The organism is Thermosynechococcus sp. M98_K2018_005 (genome assembly GCF_015295825.1).
Lineage (GTDB): Bacteria > Cyanobacteriota > Cyanobacteriia > Thermosynechococcales > Thermosynechococcaceae > Thermosynechococcus.
On record NZ_DVEH01000027.1, the window covers coordinates 1 to 14,247 of the forward strand.

General features: G+C 54.4%; 13 protein-coding genes. 6 read left to right on the forward strand and 7 right to left on the reverse strand.

All coding sequences use genetic code 11. The annotated features are described in order from the left end of the window. Positions 1 to 241: 241 nt before the first annotated feature. Positions 242 to 1,075 carry an acyl-CoA desaturase gene (locus IGQ15_RS03310; protein ID WP_297048638.1) on the forward strand — a complete coding sequence of 278 codons (834 nt, stop codon included), beginning with the start codon at positions 242 to 244 and terminating at the stop codon, positions 1,073 to 1,075. A 6-nt stretch (positions 1,076 to 1,081) separates the two neighbouring features. Here IGQ15_RS03310 and IGQ15_RS03315 read toward each other — a convergent pair whose 3' ends face one another. Continuing rightward, the gene (locus IGQ15_RS03315) at positions 1,082 to 2,854 is read right to left on the reverse strand and encodes a hypothetical protein (RefSeq protein ID WP_297048641.1); all 1,773 of its coding nucleotides are present in this window, start codon (positions 2,852 to 2,854) and stop codon (positions 1,082 to 1,084) included. Positions 2,855 to 3,087: 233 nt separating this feature from the next. After that, positions 3,088 to 3,636 (reverse strand): DUF1269 domain-containing protein, encoded by a 549-nt coding sequence (locus IGQ15_RS03320; protein WP_297048643.1) that lies wholly within the window; start codon positions 3,634 to 3,636, stop codon positions 3,088 to 3,090. A 144-nt stretch (positions 3,637 to 3,780) separates the two neighbouring features. Here IGQ15_RS03320 and IGQ15_RS03325 point away from each other — a divergent pair, with 144 nt between their 5' ends. Together IGQ15_RS03325 and IGQ15_RS03330 are read left to right on the forward strand one after the other, a co-directional pair. Further along, positions 3,781 to 4,173 carry a 2Fe-2S iron-sulfur cluster binding domain-containing protein gene (locus IGQ15_RS03325; protein WP_225901556.1) on the forward strand — a complete coding sequence of 131 codons (393 nt, stop codon included), beginning with the start codon at positions 3,781 to 3,783 and terminating at the stop codon, positions 4,171 to 4,173. A 6-nt stretch (positions 4,174 to 4,179) separates the two neighbouring features. After that, on the forward strand, positions 4,180 to 5,031 hold the full coding sequence (locus IGQ15_RS03330; protein WP_297048647.1) for an inositol monophosphatase family protein: 852 nt from the start codon (positions 4,180 to 4,182) through the stop codon (positions 5,029 to 5,031). Between the two features lies 1 nt (position 5,032). Here the strand turns inward: IGQ15_RS03330 and IGQ15_RS03335 are convergent, their stop codons facing one another. Next, positions 5,033 to 5,758: a segregation/condensation protein A gene (locus IGQ15_RS03335; RefSeq protein WP_297048649.1), complete on the reverse strand. Its 726-nt coding sequence runs from the start codon at positions 5,756 to 5,758 to the stop codon at positions 5,033 to 5,035. Between the two features lie 48 nt (positions 5,759 to 5,806). Then, positions 5,807 to 7,732, reverse strand: coding sequence for a DICT sensory domain-containing protein (locus tag IGQ15_RS03340; protein ID WP_297048651.1), 1,926 nt, complete (start codon positions 7,730 to 7,732; stop codon positions 5,807 to 5,809). Between the two features lie 357 nt (positions 7,733 to 8,089). Between IGQ15_RS03340 and IGQ15_RS03345 the strand changes: the two genes are divergently transcribed. Genes IGQ15_RS03345 through IGQ15_RS03355 form a run of 3 tightly spaced genes read left to right on the forward strand, consistent with a single transcriptional unit; the run spans position 8,090 to position 10,687 of the window. After that, positions 8,090 to 9,799, forward strand: a complete 1,710-nt coding sequence (locus IGQ15_RS03345) for an AarF/ABC1/UbiB kinase family protein (protein WP_297048653.1) — start codon at positions 8,090 to 8,092, stop codon at positions 9,797 to 9,799. A 42-nt stretch (positions 9,800 to 9,841) separates the two neighbouring features. After that, the gene (locus tag IGQ15_RS03350; protein WP_297048655.1) at positions 9,842 to 10,225 is read left to right on the forward strand and encodes a hypothetical protein; all 384 of its coding nucleotides are present in this window, start codon (positions 9,842 to 9,844) and stop codon (positions 10,223 to 10,225) included. A gap of 27 nt (positions 10,226 to 10,252) precedes the next feature. Beyond that, on the forward strand, positions 10,253 to 10,687 hold the full coding sequence (locus tag IGQ15_RS03355; RefSeq protein WP_297048657.1) for a hypothetical protein: 435 nt from the start codon (positions 10,253 to 10,255) through the stop codon (positions 10,685 to 10,687). On the opposite strand, the gene IGQ15_RS03360 is transcribed toward IGQ15_RS03355, so the two are convergent. The 3 genes from IGQ15_RS03360 to IGQ15_RS03370 are packed head-to-tail and all read right to left on the reverse strand — an operon-like array spanning position 10,684 to position 14,125. Next, on the reverse strand, positions 10,684 to 11,994 hold the full coding sequence (locus tag IGQ15_RS03360; RefSeq protein ID WP_297048659.1) for a heterodisulfide reductase-related iron-sulfur binding cluster: 1,311 nt from the start codon (positions 11,992 to 11,994) through the stop codon (positions 10,684 to 10,686). The two genes, IGQ15_RS03355 and IGQ15_RS03360, sit on opposite strands and share 4 nt — an antisense overlap. 20 nt (positions 11,995 to 12,014) lie before the next feature. Then, positions 12,015 to 13,262: an FAD-binding oxidoreductase gene (locus IGQ15_RS03365; protein WP_297048661.1), complete on the reverse strand. Its 1,248-nt coding sequence runs from the start codon at positions 13,260 to 13,262 to the stop codon at positions 12,015 to 12,017. Then, positions 13,259 to 14,125 carry a response regulator gene (locus tag IGQ15_RS03370; protein ID WP_297048663.1) on the reverse strand — a complete coding sequence of 289 codons (867 nt, stop codon included), beginning with the start codon at positions 14,123 to 14,125 and terminating at the stop codon, positions 13,259 to 13,261. Before IGQ15_RS03370 ends, IGQ15_RS03365 begins: the two co-directional genes overlap by 4 nt. Between the last annotated feature and the right edge of the window lie 122 nt (positions 14,126 to 14,247).

The following is a 14,247-nucleotide window of genomic DNA, read 5'->3' on the forward strand; positions in this document are numbered from 1 at the left end:
GAACTGGGGAAACATTAAGGTTTGATAAGATGGCAGGGCGCTGCAATGTAGTGGATAACCGATCCAAATTTAGCTTGACGTGCCCTCCAATCTCGGCCAAGATGGAATAAAGGGTTGGCTGGTTTGCTGGTTAAGCATAGGTTTCTCTTGAGGCCTGGTTCAAAAAGCATTCACAACCGTTATGCCCCAACTTAGCAGGCTGGAAAGTCTGGCGGGGCTTGTCAATGTGTTTGAGAGTTTTATGACATCTGTTTCTTCGTTGCCTTTGCGCCCCCTGCGTCCCAACTGGGGGGTGATTTTTTTTATGGGCATTGTCCATTTGGGAGCGTTGCTGGGATTGGTGCCCGGGCTGTTTTCATGGTCGGCAGTGCTCCTCTGTTTTGTCTTCTACTGGGTGTCTGGTGGCCTAGGGATTACCTTGGGATGGCATCGCCTTGTCACCCATCGCAGTTTCCAATGTCCGAAATGGCTGGAATACTTTTTTGTCTTTTGCGGTAGCTTGGCCTGTGAAGGGGGCATCATTGAATGGGTTGGTCTCCATCGTAATCACCATCTCCACTCCGATCAAGAACTGGATCAGCACAATTCCCAAAAGGGGTTTTGGTGGTCGCACATGGGCTGGATGCTCCAAGAAGTGCCTGCCAAGGCAGAGGTAGAACGCCTCACCAAGGACATTAACACTGACCCTGTGTATCGCTTTTTGAATCAGTACTTTGTGCCCATTCAAGTGGTTCTAGGGGTCTTGCTGTATTTGTGGGGAGGACTGCCCTTTGTGGTCTGGGGCATCTTTGTCCGCCTTGTGCTGGTGTATCACCTCACGTGGTTTGTCAATAGTGCCACCCATAAATTTGGCTACCGCACCTTTGAATCGGGCGATCGCTCCACGAATTGCTGGTGGGTTGCCCTCCTCACCTTTGGCGAAGGCTGGCACAACAATCACCACACCTATCCCCATTCGGCACGCCACGGTCTGCAATGGTGGGAATTTGATGTTACGTGGATCACGATTCGGGCACTGCAAGCGATCGGTCTGGCTCAAAAGGTGCGGCTCGTGGAAGCTCCTGCGAACCAATAAAAGTTTCTAAAAGGGGGTCTGGGGTTCCGCCTCTTGCCAAATGCGGATCAATTCCCTTGCCTCTGGGTAGAGGGGATGCGTGGGGGGGATGAGTTTGGCGGTGGCGATCGCCTGCTGGTTGTCCCGCCCCACCCAATAGCGCGCCTGCTCCAAGATATTATTGCCCCACTGCACAACTAACTGGTTGGCGGTGGCATAGACACTGGAGTTGGGGGAGATTTCTTGGGCAATGGCAATGGCAGCAGCAAAGTCGCGATCGCGCCCCCCTCGAGCACGGCGTTGGGCTTCATTCAGGCGAGCCGTATCTGGGTCAGGCTGCCAGCTCACCGCTTCAGTTGCAACGGGGGGAAAGAGTTCTTTGAGGCGATTTTGAGCCGTTTCATAGAGGGCACGCTGGGGACGAACTCGCTCAAGGAGTTGGCGGGCTTGCAGCAGGGCTTCAGGGGTGCCTTGGCGGGCAAGGGCATTGGCCTGATCGATCAGGAGTTGATCCTCAGCAATCTCGATTTGACGTTGCCACAGCCGTCGCTGATCGCGGATTTGGTCTTGGCGATAGGGACTCGCGTCCGCCAAAGGAATGTTGAGCTTGTTGAGGGCAAGGTAGAGGCGATCCATCGTGCCACCACGGGCAATGGCTTGGGCTTCTGCGAGGGTATGCAGGACTTTTAGATCTATCTGCCAGCGCCGAATGGCCTGCTGAGCTTCAAAGTAGAGGGGGCGTTCTGCCGTAATCGTTCGGGCTTGGGCGATCGCCCGATCAATATCCTGACCCATCCCCGCTTGGGCCAATTCTTCTGCTGTTGCCAATCTCACCACATCCTCAGCGCTGCGGGCACTCCTAACATCACGGGGAATTAAACCAGCAATCCGCCTTGCCTCTTGGGGGTCATAGCGATTCAGGGCCGCCACTGCTGATGCAAGTAACTGTTCACCCAACTCATTGAGCAATCGCCGCGCACCGGGATAAATATCGCTAGTGGTGGGAATTCGCCGCACAATTTCAATGGCAGCGGCCAAGTTATCGGCTCCCCCCTGTGCCATGAGGGCACGTGCTTCATCCAACTGCCGATCTTCCCGTTGGGCACGGATAATCCGCTCATTAAAGGCACCAAACTGCTCCTGCGCCCAATAACGACAGTCAATAAATTGCAACTGGAGCGAGATTTGAAAAGCTTCTCGCCATTCGAGGTTTTTTAAGGCGGCTTCGGCGCGCCGGTAAATGTTCTCCCCCTCTTGCCAAATTTCCTGCCAGCGCTGAATGCGTTCTTCCACCTTGGTATAGGCTTGGACATGCCGGGGAATCCGCCGTGCAAAGGCGATCGCCCGATTTAATTGGCCCTCATGAAAGGCTACGTCTGCCAAGGCCAAAACCTGATCTGACCACGCCTCTAAGCGACGACTAATCTCAGGGGCAAGGGGATGATCGCGGGGCAAGTCATCAATGAGATCAATGGCATGGAGCAAATCTTCAAGGGTCTGTCGCTCCGCCGCCTGTTGGGCGCAGTAGAGGCGAAAGGAGGCCGATGCCAAAGGCCAAAGGACAAAATCACAATTGCCGGGAGTCGTCGGTTGCCGCAGCAGCAGCCACAGGGATAGCCCGGAAATCCCTACCGAGGTTAGGAGAGAGAGGCTGGCCGCCACTTGCCAGTGTTGCAACCAAGGTAAGCAGGCACGCCACTGCTTGTGGACAAAGGGGACTAGACGATTGAGTTGGAGCGATCGCCCGCCAAAGCGTTTTAAGATGGCGATCACTGCGGTTGGTTTAGTTTGATCTTGCACTGTTTCCCCCCTCCCCAACACTCCCTATTGGCATCCCTAACTGTGAGCACAACGCTCGCTGACAGCCCTCTTCTGAAATAAGAGTTAAGGAAACCTTATCCGCCACTTGCTTTCGCAGCGTTGAGCATCTTCCATCCTTAGCCAGAACAGCTGTCCCTCGGGAATGATCAAGCCTCTCAAAATTATCCTAATCAATTAAGAGCGAGAGCTAGACTCAAGACAAACTCAACAAACTAACTGTTCGTCGTTTCACCAGAGGTTGTCACTTCGCTGGGGGTAGGCGATTGGGAAGCGGCATTGCTTCGATTGAGAGCTTCCTGCAACTTTGCCTCATCCTCTTTTGATAGAGACGTGTGCAGGACCTTGCCGCCAAAGGGAGCAATTTCCTCGATCACCTTGTCTGGTGTGGCTTGGCGCACTAATGTAAAAATGGCCGAGCTACCGGGGGAAATAGTTTGCCCCAATTCTTTGATGAAGTTGTCATCAATGCCAATATCGGTCAGTTTGCCGGAAATTGCCCCCGCCACGAGACCCGCAGCCCAGCCCAAGAGGGGATTGAAGAACAATAGCCCAATTAACAGCCCCCAAACGCCACCGCCAAGGGCGCCTTGGAGGGTCAAATCTTGGGTCTGGTTGATTTTAACCTTGCCCTCTTTAGTGCGTACAACAACAGCAGCATCCTCCAGATCAATGAGATGCTCCCGCTGCAGTTTTAATAGCTGGATTAATACTTCGTTCGCCTTGTACTCATCATCAAACGCAATGACCACTAAGGTACTCATAACTTTAGGTCTCCCTATGAAGGTGGGTCATAGAACCGCTCCTACCCTAGCATTGTCATTAGCAGGTTGGGATTGCGGTATTGTAGCTAAGGGACGAAGCAAGAAGGCCTTTAACAGCCCTTTTCACGGTAAGATAGCGAAACGATGAGCACGCCACAAACCTACACGGTGACCATTCATGTGCGTCCCCTCAAGCCGGGGGATCCACCCACGCGGACGTACACAATTACTGTTCCGAGCGATCGCTACATCCTGCAATACGCTGAGAGCCAAGGCCTTGAGCTGCCCTTTTCCTGTCGCAACGGTGCCTGTACCACCTGTGCGGTGCGCATTCTCTCTGGCCATGTCTATCAACCCGAAGCCATGGGACTCTCCCCAGCCCTGCAAGCCCAAGGCTATGCCCTCTTGTGTGTCAGCTATGCCCGCTCTGACCTTGAGGTGGAAACCCAAGATGAAGATGAAGTCTATGAGCTGCAATTTGGCCGCTACTTTGGCAAAGGGCGAGTACAATTGGGGCTACCCCTCGATGAGGACTAGTGCGCCATGTCAGCCGTGAGTTGCCCACTGCCGGAGCATGAGCGGCAGCGTTATTTAGAAATTGCCACGGAGGCAGCCTTGGCCGGGGGCGCTGTCCTTCAGCACTACTGGGGCAAACTGAGTGAGATTGAGGAAAAAGGGCGCTCTGGTGACCTCGTCACGGTGGCCGATCGCCAGTCAGAAGCGGCGGTACTGGATGTGATTCATCGCCACTGTCCAGACCATGCGGTGCTAGCGGAGGAATCGGGTCTTTCGGGACTCAAGGACAATCCATTCCTGTGGGCAATTGATCCTCTGGATGGCACAACCAACTATGCCCATCAATACCCCTTTAGTGCGGTGTCAGTGGCTCTCTTAGTAGAGGGAGAACCCCACATTGGTGTCGTCTATGATCCCTTTCATCGCGAACTGTTTCGCGCTGCTACAGGCCTCGGTGCCACCCGCGATCGCCAGCCCATCCGTGTTTCCAGCACCGCAGAACTGAGTCACAGCCTTTTGGTTACGGGTTTTGCCTACGATCGCCGTGAAACAGAGGACAACAACTATGCGGAATTTTGCTACCTGACCCATCTCAGCCAAGGGGTACGGCGGGGTGGCGCGGCAGCCATTGACTTGGCCTACATTGCCTGTGGTCGCCTTGATGGCTATTGGGAACGGGGTCTCTCCCCTTGGGACTTGGCGGCTGGTGTGGTTCTGGTTCGTGAAGCTGGGGGCATCGTCACGGCCTACGATCAATCTCCTTTTCAACTGACATCAGGGCGGATTTTAGCCACGAATGGGTATCTCCATCCTGCCCTGAGTGAGGCACTCCTGCGGGTAAAACCCTTGGGCTTTTCGTTTCTCCCCGAGGGACGTTAACTTAGGCCTCTAGGGGCATCGCCTCAGCTAGACACGTCCGCACCTGTAGGGGGTGATAAAAATCTGTTTGTTGGAGATCCACCTTAGACTGGGCAGCGAGGAATAGCAGCGCCCAAAAGACTCCCACGGGATCGGGTTTGCGCCGCAGTAGCTCTTGGAAGTCTAGCCATGTCCCTTCAGGAGCCATTTCTCCGAGGAGGCTCTCTACTTCGCTAGCTATCTCCGTGAGGTTTTCTTGGTGAGCCAGTTGGGTAATTGCCTTGAGGGTTGTGGGACGGCGCCGCCGCCGGGGTTGATGCGGCCGCAGCACCTTTGCACGGTCGTTCTGAACCGCCATGGTTTTCAGGTGGGCAATCAATTCCTCAAGGGTGACGCGGCGCCGTTGTTGGGGGGGAGCCACGGGGCGACGATGCAAATGCTGCTCTAGGGCAGGGGGCAAGACCATAACGGACTGGTTTTCACTGATCTCTGACGGCTCTGCGAATTCTGTTTCCTCTGGAATAGATTCAGCAACCGCCACTAGGCGATCGCTCTTCAGGAGTACCAGCATCGCTGCATACAAAAAGGCTTGCCCTGCTTCACTGAGATTGGGTTCCCCCCGCCGTGCCAACTCCACCCAACAGCGATCGAAGACCTCAATCACTTGAATATCCCAAGGGTCAATTTCCCCCCGCTCGGCCAAGTCAATCAAAATGTCAATGGCGGTATCGGCAAAAGATTGGCTCATGGCTGGCTGCCCACTCGTTGTTGTCTATCTTAGGGGGATTGGCAGCCCCTATCCAGAAAAAGGCTCAGCAATGGGAATCGTAAAGTGGAACTCACTGCCGCGATCGCGCCCCGCCGACTCCGCCCAAATTTGCCCCCCCAAATTGGTAATGATCTGGCGACAGATCGCTAGACCCAAGCCCGTCCCACCCGTAGAGCGCCGCAGTGCGCCCTCCTCCTGATAAAAGCGATCAAAAATCGTTTCCAAGCGATCCGGCTCAATACCGCGCCCAGTATCGGCAACCGTCACTTCCAATAGACCATCGGGACGAGGCTTGGCAACAATGGAAACCTGACCCGACTGCTCAGTAAACTTGCAGGCATTATCCAGTAGCTTTGAGAGCACCTCCACTAGCCATTCGCCATCTGCTCGGATCAAGGGCAATTCCTTGGGCAACACCGTGCGAATAGTCGGTAGTTGATCCTTGGGGGTGCGCAGACTACTGAGAGCCATATCCACCAGTTCTTGGAGGGGCAGAGGTTCTGGTCGCCACTGCACCCGGCCACTTTCCAACTGCGAGAGGGTGAGGAAGTCCTGAATCAGTTTCCGCATGCGCTCAGCATCAGTGAGAGCGGTACTCAACATCATCTGCCGCAGTTCTGGATCCATATCGGGTTCACTCGCTAGACTTTCGAGGCAGACTTGAATGGTCGAAAGGGGCGTGCGCAGTTCATGACCCGTAATTGCAATTAAATTGCTGCGGGTGCGATCTAAGGCCTCTAGTTGCGCATTGAGTTCCTCCAGATCTGCGTAGGCCTCTGCCTGAATCAGGGCAACCCCCACTTGGGTGGCGATCGCCTCCACCAATTCTGCGTCCATATCGTGCCACGGCAGCGGTTCACCTCGGTGGAGTTCAACAATGCCCAACAGCCGCCCCTGATAGAGAACCGGTGCCAGTAGGAGGGCTTTGACCCCGGCGGCATCGAGGGGCTTGAAACGGGTCGCCTCATAGTGGGGATCAGCGGCCACATCATCCACCTGAATAACCTGCTGATGTGCCAGTGCCTGCTGGGTGTAGGGGTGTTCACTTACGGGCCAATACTGGTACTGCAATGGCGGTAGGGTACCACTGGTGTACTCGTGTTCAATGCGCACCCGCGTATCGGTACTGCGGCAACGATAAATGAGACAGCGATCGCCCTTGAGGGCTTCCCCTAGTTCTGCCACTGCACGAGTGAGAATTTCTGTGGGATTAAGGGAGTTGCGAATCGCCGTGGTAATCGCATTGGTGAGGCGTTCCTTGCGCTCTTGAATGGCAATTTGGCGGTAGGCCTTGATTTGCTTGTACTGGCCTGCCTGAAGATAGGTCACTAGGCGATCGGCAAAGGGGGCAGGATCGCTATTGCATCCCGCCACTTGGCGATAGGTCTCAACCCATACCAGACCTTCCTTGAGTTTCTCCTCCAGTTCAGGGCGGTACTCCCGAATACGGTTCAGGAGGATTTCAGCCGTTGTGGCTGCCACTTGCCGATCAAAGGTCCAAATGCCCTCAAAACGACGCGCCGCATCCATCGGCGGCAACACATCTAAGCGATTAGCGGGCGATCGCTGGACTTCGCGGCAGACCAAGCAAGTGCTGTAATTTTTACCCAAGACCGTCAAATGCCATTCTTGACTGAGGGCATCGGCGGGATCAAAGGCAACCGTTTCATAGTCTCCCGAGCAGTTCTTAAACTCGGTTTCCGGAGCAGCCAAAACGTAAACATGGTGGGACTTTGTGGCAATGCGCTGGTAGCGATGGGCTTCTTGGCGATAAAAACGTTCCCGCTGAAAGCAGGCAATAATAATCGGCGCATCCTCATTGGCCAAAACCTGATCCTCCATTGCATGGGAAAGCGCCGTCAGCGATGTCTTGAAGTACAGTTGCGATCGCAAGCGAGGCAACCGCGCCAACAACTCCTCAAGAACAGATGTGGCAATGATTCTGTTGGCCATGGAAGGGTGTGAATGAGAAGATGCCCTACGCTACCATTATCGGCAAATCCGCACCAGCGAACCTACTGAAATTCAGGTCGAGCGGCTGTACCTCAGTCAACCAACGGCTTAATTGCTGGAACCACCAACCTTAAACTTTTGTTAAGAATTTTATTAATTAGCAGGGCTTATGTGTAGTTTTCTATACTATATTTAAGCGAACCCAAAAAGATCAGCTCCTCTAGCAGCAGGGATCAACAAAATCCTCATAATTGCGATGGTTGCTTACGTTGTCCCCCAAAGGGCTCCGTGGAAACACCCATGGCAAGGGGAGAGGGTTGTAGTAAGTTGGGTTTCAGAGAATAAGGTGAAAAAGCTGTGACTGCCCGTGTTTCTGCTGTCCCTAGTGCTGGTCATCGTCGTTACGATCCTGAGGCGATCGCCCGCTACTACTGGCGACACCCTTGGCAAGTAATCTGGCGGTTCATTAACATTTCGGTATCTTTCTTGACATTCTGGCTGTTGTTGCAGTGGGACAAATGGCTAGGTCAACAGGAAAGTCAGCGTCCCCTGCGGGCAATGCAACTGCGCAAACTCCTGATCCGTTTAGGCCCAACCTTCATCAAAGTTGGTCAAGCTCTCTCCACTCGCCCCGATTTGATTTGCCCTGACTACCTCGAAGAACTGACGCTCCTTCAGGACAAACTTCCCCCCTTTGCCAATGAGATTGCGATTGCCATTATTGAGCGGGATCTGCGCTTAAACTTAGGGGATATTTTTGCCGAATTCTCACCCCAACCGGTGGCCGCTGCGAGTCTCGGCCAAGTCTATCGAGCCAGACTCCACAGTGGCAAAGAAGTGGCCGTCAAGGTGCAGCGTCCCAATCTCTTGCCCGTGATTACCCGCGATCTCTTCTTAATCCGCCTTTTGGTGCAGTGGGTCAAGCCGTGGCTACCCATTAACCTCTGCCACGATTTGCGGGACATTGTGGATGAGTTTGGCCGCAAGCTCTACGAGGAAATTGACTACCTCAATGAAGGGCGCAATGCCGAGAAATTTGCTGCCAACTTCCGCGATGATCCCACGGTTAAGGTACCGAAAATCTATTGGGAATACACCACGGAGCACGTGCTCACGCTGGAGTGGATCCATGGCATTAAGCTCACCCGTACGGATTGCATGGTGGCGGCGGGCGTCGATCCCGATGAGCTGATCCGTGTTGGCGTCATTTCTGGTCTGCGGCAACTCTTGGAATTTGGCTTTTTCCATGCGGATCCACATCCGGGGAATCTCTTCGCCATGCCCGATGGCCGTATAGCCTACATTGACTTCGGCATGATGGATCAACTGGAGGAGAGCACTAAAGAATCCTTGGTGGATGCCGTCGTTCATTTGGTGAACAAGGACTATCCAGCCTTGGCGACGGACTTTGTCAAACTGGGCTTTCTGACCCCAGAAACGGATATTACACCGATTATCCCTGCCCTTGAGTCGGTCTTTGAGGAGGTGATTGGCTCCAGTGTGCGGGAATTCAACTTCAAAGTGATCACTGATCGCTTTTCCGAGTTGATGTATGCCTATCCCTTCCGTGTTCCCGCTAAGTTTGCCCTGATCATTCGCTCTCTAGTCACCCAAGAGGGCATTGCCCTGTGTCTCAACCCTAACTTCCGCATCGTCGATGTCAGCTATCCCTATGTGGCACGGCGTCTGCTCCAAGGAGAATCGCCCCAACTGCGGCGACGGTTATTGGATATCCTCTTCAAGGATGGTCGTCTTCAGTGGCAACGCCTCGAAAACCTGATTGCGATCGCTCGGCAGGATCAGCACTTTAACCTCGCGCCAACGGCCACCTTAGGCTTGCAGTATCTCTTTTCTGAGGAGGGGCAGTACCTGCGGCGGCAAATTGTGCTAGCGTTAACCGAAGATGACCGTCTCCACACCGAAGAGGTGCAACGCCTTTGGAATTTGGTCAAGTCTGATCTGCGTCCGCTCTTTTTGATTGATGTGGCATGGGAAGCCCTCAAGGCCTCTGTCTCCCACACGCTGGGTAAAGAAGAAGAGAGCAGTTCCTTGGTGGTGGCCAGTTAAGGGTTGGCAGCGGTTATCAACCTCCCTGAGTGTTTAAGAAGGATGAAGTATCCCGTGTTTGATCCACCCATTGTCTTGCTCCTGGCGGGTATTTTTATGGGGTTGACCAGTGGTAAAGCCTTTGAAGCCACCCTCAAGCAGAGCGTTCAAGAATGGAACCGCAGTCGCTCCACCCGCGTTCTGAGTCAATTGCGCGGCCCCCAACTTCAGTTGCCCTACTTGGGGATTTCCATTGGCATCTGGCTCTTCCTGATGGCGGGATTGTGGACCTATGGCTTTGGTGCAGGGCTGAGTATGGTCATTGCCTTTGTGCTGACGATCGCCACCGCGCTTTTGGTGTGGTATCAACTGGGGAAAGTGCTGACGATTTTAGGGACGGGTGGCTCCCGCGCCCTTGATCTCGATGCCCTTGAGGCCAAGGAATAGTTCTCTATAACCACCAAAGGAGGCGTTGTGGATTTACTGACCCAAGTGGATGAACTGATTGCCAACGCCCCCGATGACCCTGCGACTGTGGCGGCGGTACAGGCGATCGCCCCCATTCTCTATGAAGAAGCCCAGCGCTACGGGCAAACGGTTTACTACGTCCTGCAAACCCGCGATGGTCAGTGGCAGGTGATTACCCTTGAGGAACAGCACCCTCCCCACCAGCAAAAAAATGTAATCCACGCCTACGGCAGTCAAGCCATGGCTCAAGAGGCCTGTGATGAACAAGTGATCCCAGTGCCCATGCCAATTATTCCCCTCTTATTTCAACTGTTGGCCGCAGAGCCAGTGGATAGCCTGATGATCCTTGAGGCGGATGGTGAGCGGGGCTGGGAAGTGGGGCGGGAATCGTTGTTGGCTCAGGTGCGCGCAATCCTCAGTGCCCCCCCGAATATCGCTTAAGAGGGCAACTGCTCACCACGAATCGCCAAGTCTAGCAGTTGCATCGGGTGGTAAATGGGCACGGGGCTGCTCTGCTCTTGGAGATACTGCCGCAATTGCACGGTGCAACCCACATTGGCTGAGACAATGACATTAGGGCGAGTATTCAGCAGGTTGCGCACCTTTTGGCGTCCCAATTCGGCTGCGACATCGGGTTGAAGAATGTTATAAACCCCGGCACTGCCACAGCACAGCGCTGCATCAAGGGGTTCCCGCAGTTGCACTTGGGGAATTTGCCGCAGCAGTTGACGGGGTTCAAGGCGAATTTTTTGACCGTGGATCATGTGGCAGGCATCTTGATAGACCACGGTCAGAGGGCGATCGCCCAAGGGGTGAAGCGGTGTCACCAAGCCCTGTTTGACCAAAAAGACCTGTACATCCTCAACTTTTTGCACAAAGTCACGGGCGCGATCGCCATAGTCAGGGTCAGTTGCCAAAAGGTGATGGTACTCCTTGAGGGTATGGCCACAACCCGACGCATTGATTAAAACCGCATCCACATGAGCGGCAGTAAAACAATCAATCATCCGGCGAGCAAGGGTTTGCGCCTGATCCTCTTCCCCTTGGTGATGGGGCAGGGCACCACAGCATCCCTGTTGCGGCGGCAGCACCACCTCAAAGCCATTGGCACTTAACACGGAGATCGTGGCTTCATTGACTTCAGGCAAAAAGAGCCGTTGGACACAGCCGAGAATCACCCCCACGCGGCCACGTTGTTTCCCTTGGGCAGGGACGACTTCAGGGGAGCGATCGCGAAAGGTTGCGGCTGAAAGGGGCGGCAGCATTTGATACATGGCCGCAAGGGACTTGGGCAGCAGCCGTTTCAGCAGTCCCACCCGCTTTTCGAGATTGGCCAAGCCTAGTTTTTGGTAGAGCCAGAGCGGCCACAGGAGCGCACGCAGCCGTTGGGGGTAGGGCAACGTTTGGAAAATCAACTGCCGCAACCAGCGATCGCCCACGGGACGCTGATAATGACGCTGCACCTGAACCCGGGTGGCGGCAATCAACTTATCGTACTCAACTCCCGATGGACAGGTGGTAACGCAGGCCAAGCAACCCAAGCAGGAATCAAAGTGCTGTACGACATCCGCCAGTTGTACCTGCCCCTCATTAATGGCATCCATGAGATAGATACGACCACGGGGGGAGTCCATTTCCGTGCCCAGCACCCGATAACTCGGACAGGTGGAGAGGCAAAACCCGCAGTGGACACAGGCATCAATCAGGTGTGGATCGGGCGGGCGAGCCACAGGATCAGTTGCAGTCATTCGTAAGTATTGAAATCTGCCTAGAGATTGCCGACAAAAACACCAGTGCCAAAGACAGCCGTTGCATCCAATTGTTGCTTAAGATTCCGCATCAATTCAAGGGCGTTGCCGCGATAGTCCCAGGGAGCCAGTTGCTGCTTGAGGCTCAGGGGTGCAGCTAAGACGGTGACATAGCCCCGGGGTAGCCCTTGGCGCAGCCTGAGAATGAGTTGGCGGAGATGCGCCTCCTGTCCGTGGAGATAGGCGTAACCCACCCCTGCACTCATTTCGCCTCGGCACTCGCAGGCCAATTCCCTTGCCAACTGCTGAAGCTGGGTGAGGGCGGGCAACATCTCGCTCAAAGGCACACCGATTTTGAGAATCACTTGATCGGGAGTGGGGTTGAGGGTAATGCCTAGGGGGGCTTGGGGTTCCAGTTGCAGATCATGGGTCTGGGCAATATCACTCAGGCGATCGCCCAATGTGCCCAAGGCCAAGACTTCCCGCAGCGTATGAAACTCCAATTCCAGTAAGAGTGCCCCTGTTCCCTCAAGGCGAAGGACGCACCGCGCAGGGGCTAGGGAACTGCTGAAAATCCCCTCCAACCCCTTGACCAAGGCAGCAACCGCGCCCCGCAACTGCCAAATTTGCACCGCATCGGGCAGGGGATAGACCCGCAACGTCACCTCCGTCATAATTCCCAACGTGCCATAGCTACCGATGAGCAGCTTCATCAAGTCATAGCCAGCCACATTTTTGACCACTCGTCCCCCGGCTTTAACGATTTGGCCATCGCTGCGAATGAACTTGACCCCCAATACCTGATCGCGCCATGACCCATACCGCTGCCGTAGGCTGCCATTGCTTTGGGTGGCTAAGCAACCCCCAAGGGTAGCGGTTTCCCGAAAGAGGGGATCCGCTGCAATCCATTGTCCTGCGGGTGCTAGCTGGTGCTGGAGTTGTTGAAAGGGAATACCCACCTGTGTAGTAACAGTCATATCGGCAGCGGCATGATCAATGAGCCTGTGCCACGCCGTTGTCCGTAGAAAAATATCTGCCTTGGGGGTGTTCCCTAGCCAATTGAGTTTGGTGCCTGCGCCAATGGGCAATACTCGCCAGCCTTCCCGCTGGGCATAGGCAATCACTTCTGCCCCCGCTTCTGGGGTGGGGGGAGTCACCAGCAGGGCATGCTCAGGAAGGTAAGGACGCAGGTGGGGGGCGCGATCGCCCAATTCAGCAAGGGAGTGAACCGCTGCATCCCCCAACAGGGCGCTCAGCGTTTGTTTCATGGATTGCGGGTGGGCAGTTCAAAGACAAACCCTTCGTAGTATAAAAGTTGACCGTCCTCACTTTTGACAGGGCGGGCGCATTCGCAAATGGTCGTGATCGTTTGGTCAGCCCGATACACTTTAGAAACCAAGTTGCGCACAAAGCCACAAGTTTCAATTTGCTGTTGGAATTTTCCCCAAGAGCTGTCATCCACGTAGGGACGATGATTATGGTGCTCAATATCTGCTAGCCAATCTTCGGCATCGGCATAGCCATAGATGCGTGCCAAGGCATTGTTAACTTTGAAGTAAACCCCCTCTGGCGAACTTTGGTAAATCCCGACCACGGCTTCCTCAAACATTTGCCGATACTGTTCTTGCGCCGCTTGCAGTGAGGAGACCAAGTCACGCCGCTCCTCAGCGATTTCCTGTAACTGCTGGTTTTGCTTTTGCAACAGGGCATTTTTTTGCCGCAGCTTCCGCTGTAGGAGGGCAATCGTCAACTGATTCTTGACCCGTGCCAGCACCTCCGCCTGCTGAAAGGGTTTGGTGATGTAGTCGGCGCCACCCATCTCAAAGGCCTTCACCTTGTCAAAGACATCATCGAGGGCACTAATGAAAATAATGGGGATATGCTTGGTCTTGGGATTCTCCTTCAGGGTTTGACAGACCTCGTAGCCATTCATATCAGGCATCATGATGTCCAAGAGAATGACATCCGGGGGTTCGGCCTCAATCCCCATGAGCGCCATTTGGCCACTGATAGCACCGCGCACATCGTAGCCTTCCAGTTGGAGCAGTGTGGTTAAAACTTCAACATTTTCGGGGGTATCATCGACTATCAGAATGCGACCAGCCCCTGAATCAAAGAGGTCGGTGGTCATGCACGGGTCTCCCAATGGCGATCGTTTGTCAGCACCCTGACACTCCCCATCCTATCAAAGTTTTTTCTGACCGCAGGCGATCGCCGGCCAGTTCCCAATTGCCCAGATCTCCAGTACTTCAT

What these genes read in the sequence shown, in the direction of transcription:
- IGQ15_RS03310 (WP_297048638.1), top strand. Translation starts at nt 242, where the DNA reads ATGACATCTGTTTCTTCGTTGCCTTTGCGCCCCCTGCGTCCCAACTGG.
- IGQ15_RS03320 (WP_297048643.1), bottom strand. Translation starts at nt 3,636, where the DNA reads ATGAGTACCTTAGTGGTCATTGCGTTTGATGATGAGTACAAGGCGAAC.
- IGQ15_RS03325 (WP_225901556.1), top strand. Translation starts at nt 3,781, where the DNA reads ATGAGCACGCCACAAACCTACACGGTGACCATTCATGTGCGTCCCCTC.
- IGQ15_RS03330 (WP_297048647.1), top strand. Translation starts at nt 4,180, where the DNA reads ATGTCAGCCGTGAGTTGCCCACTGCCGGAGCATGAGCGGCAGCGTTAT.
- IGQ15_RS03335 (WP_297048649.1), bottom strand. Translation starts at nt 5,758, where the DNA reads ATGAGCCAATCTTTTGCCGATACCGCCATTGACATTTTGATTGACTTG.
- IGQ15_RS03340 (WP_297048651.1), bottom strand. Translation starts at nt 7,732, where the DNA reads ATGGCCAACAGAATCATTGCCACATCTGTTCTTGAGGAGTTGTTGGCG.
- IGQ15_RS03350 (WP_297048655.1), top strand. Translation starts at nt 9,842, where the DNA reads ATGAAGTATCCCGTGTTTGATCCACCCATTGTCTTGCTCCTGGCGGGT.
- IGQ15_RS03360 (WP_297048659.1), bottom strand. Translation starts at nt 11,994, where the DNA reads ATGACTGCAACTGATCCTGTGGCTCGCCCGCCCGATCCACACCTGATT.
- IGQ15_RS03365 (WP_297048661.1), bottom strand. Translation starts at nt 13,262, where the DNA reads ATGAAACAAACGCTGAGCGCCCTGTTGGGGGATGCAGCGGTTCACTCC.
- IGQ15_RS03370 (WP_297048663.1), bottom strand. Translation starts at nt 14,125, where the DNA reads ATGACCACCGACCTCTTTGATTCAGGGGCTGGTCGCATTCTGATAGTC.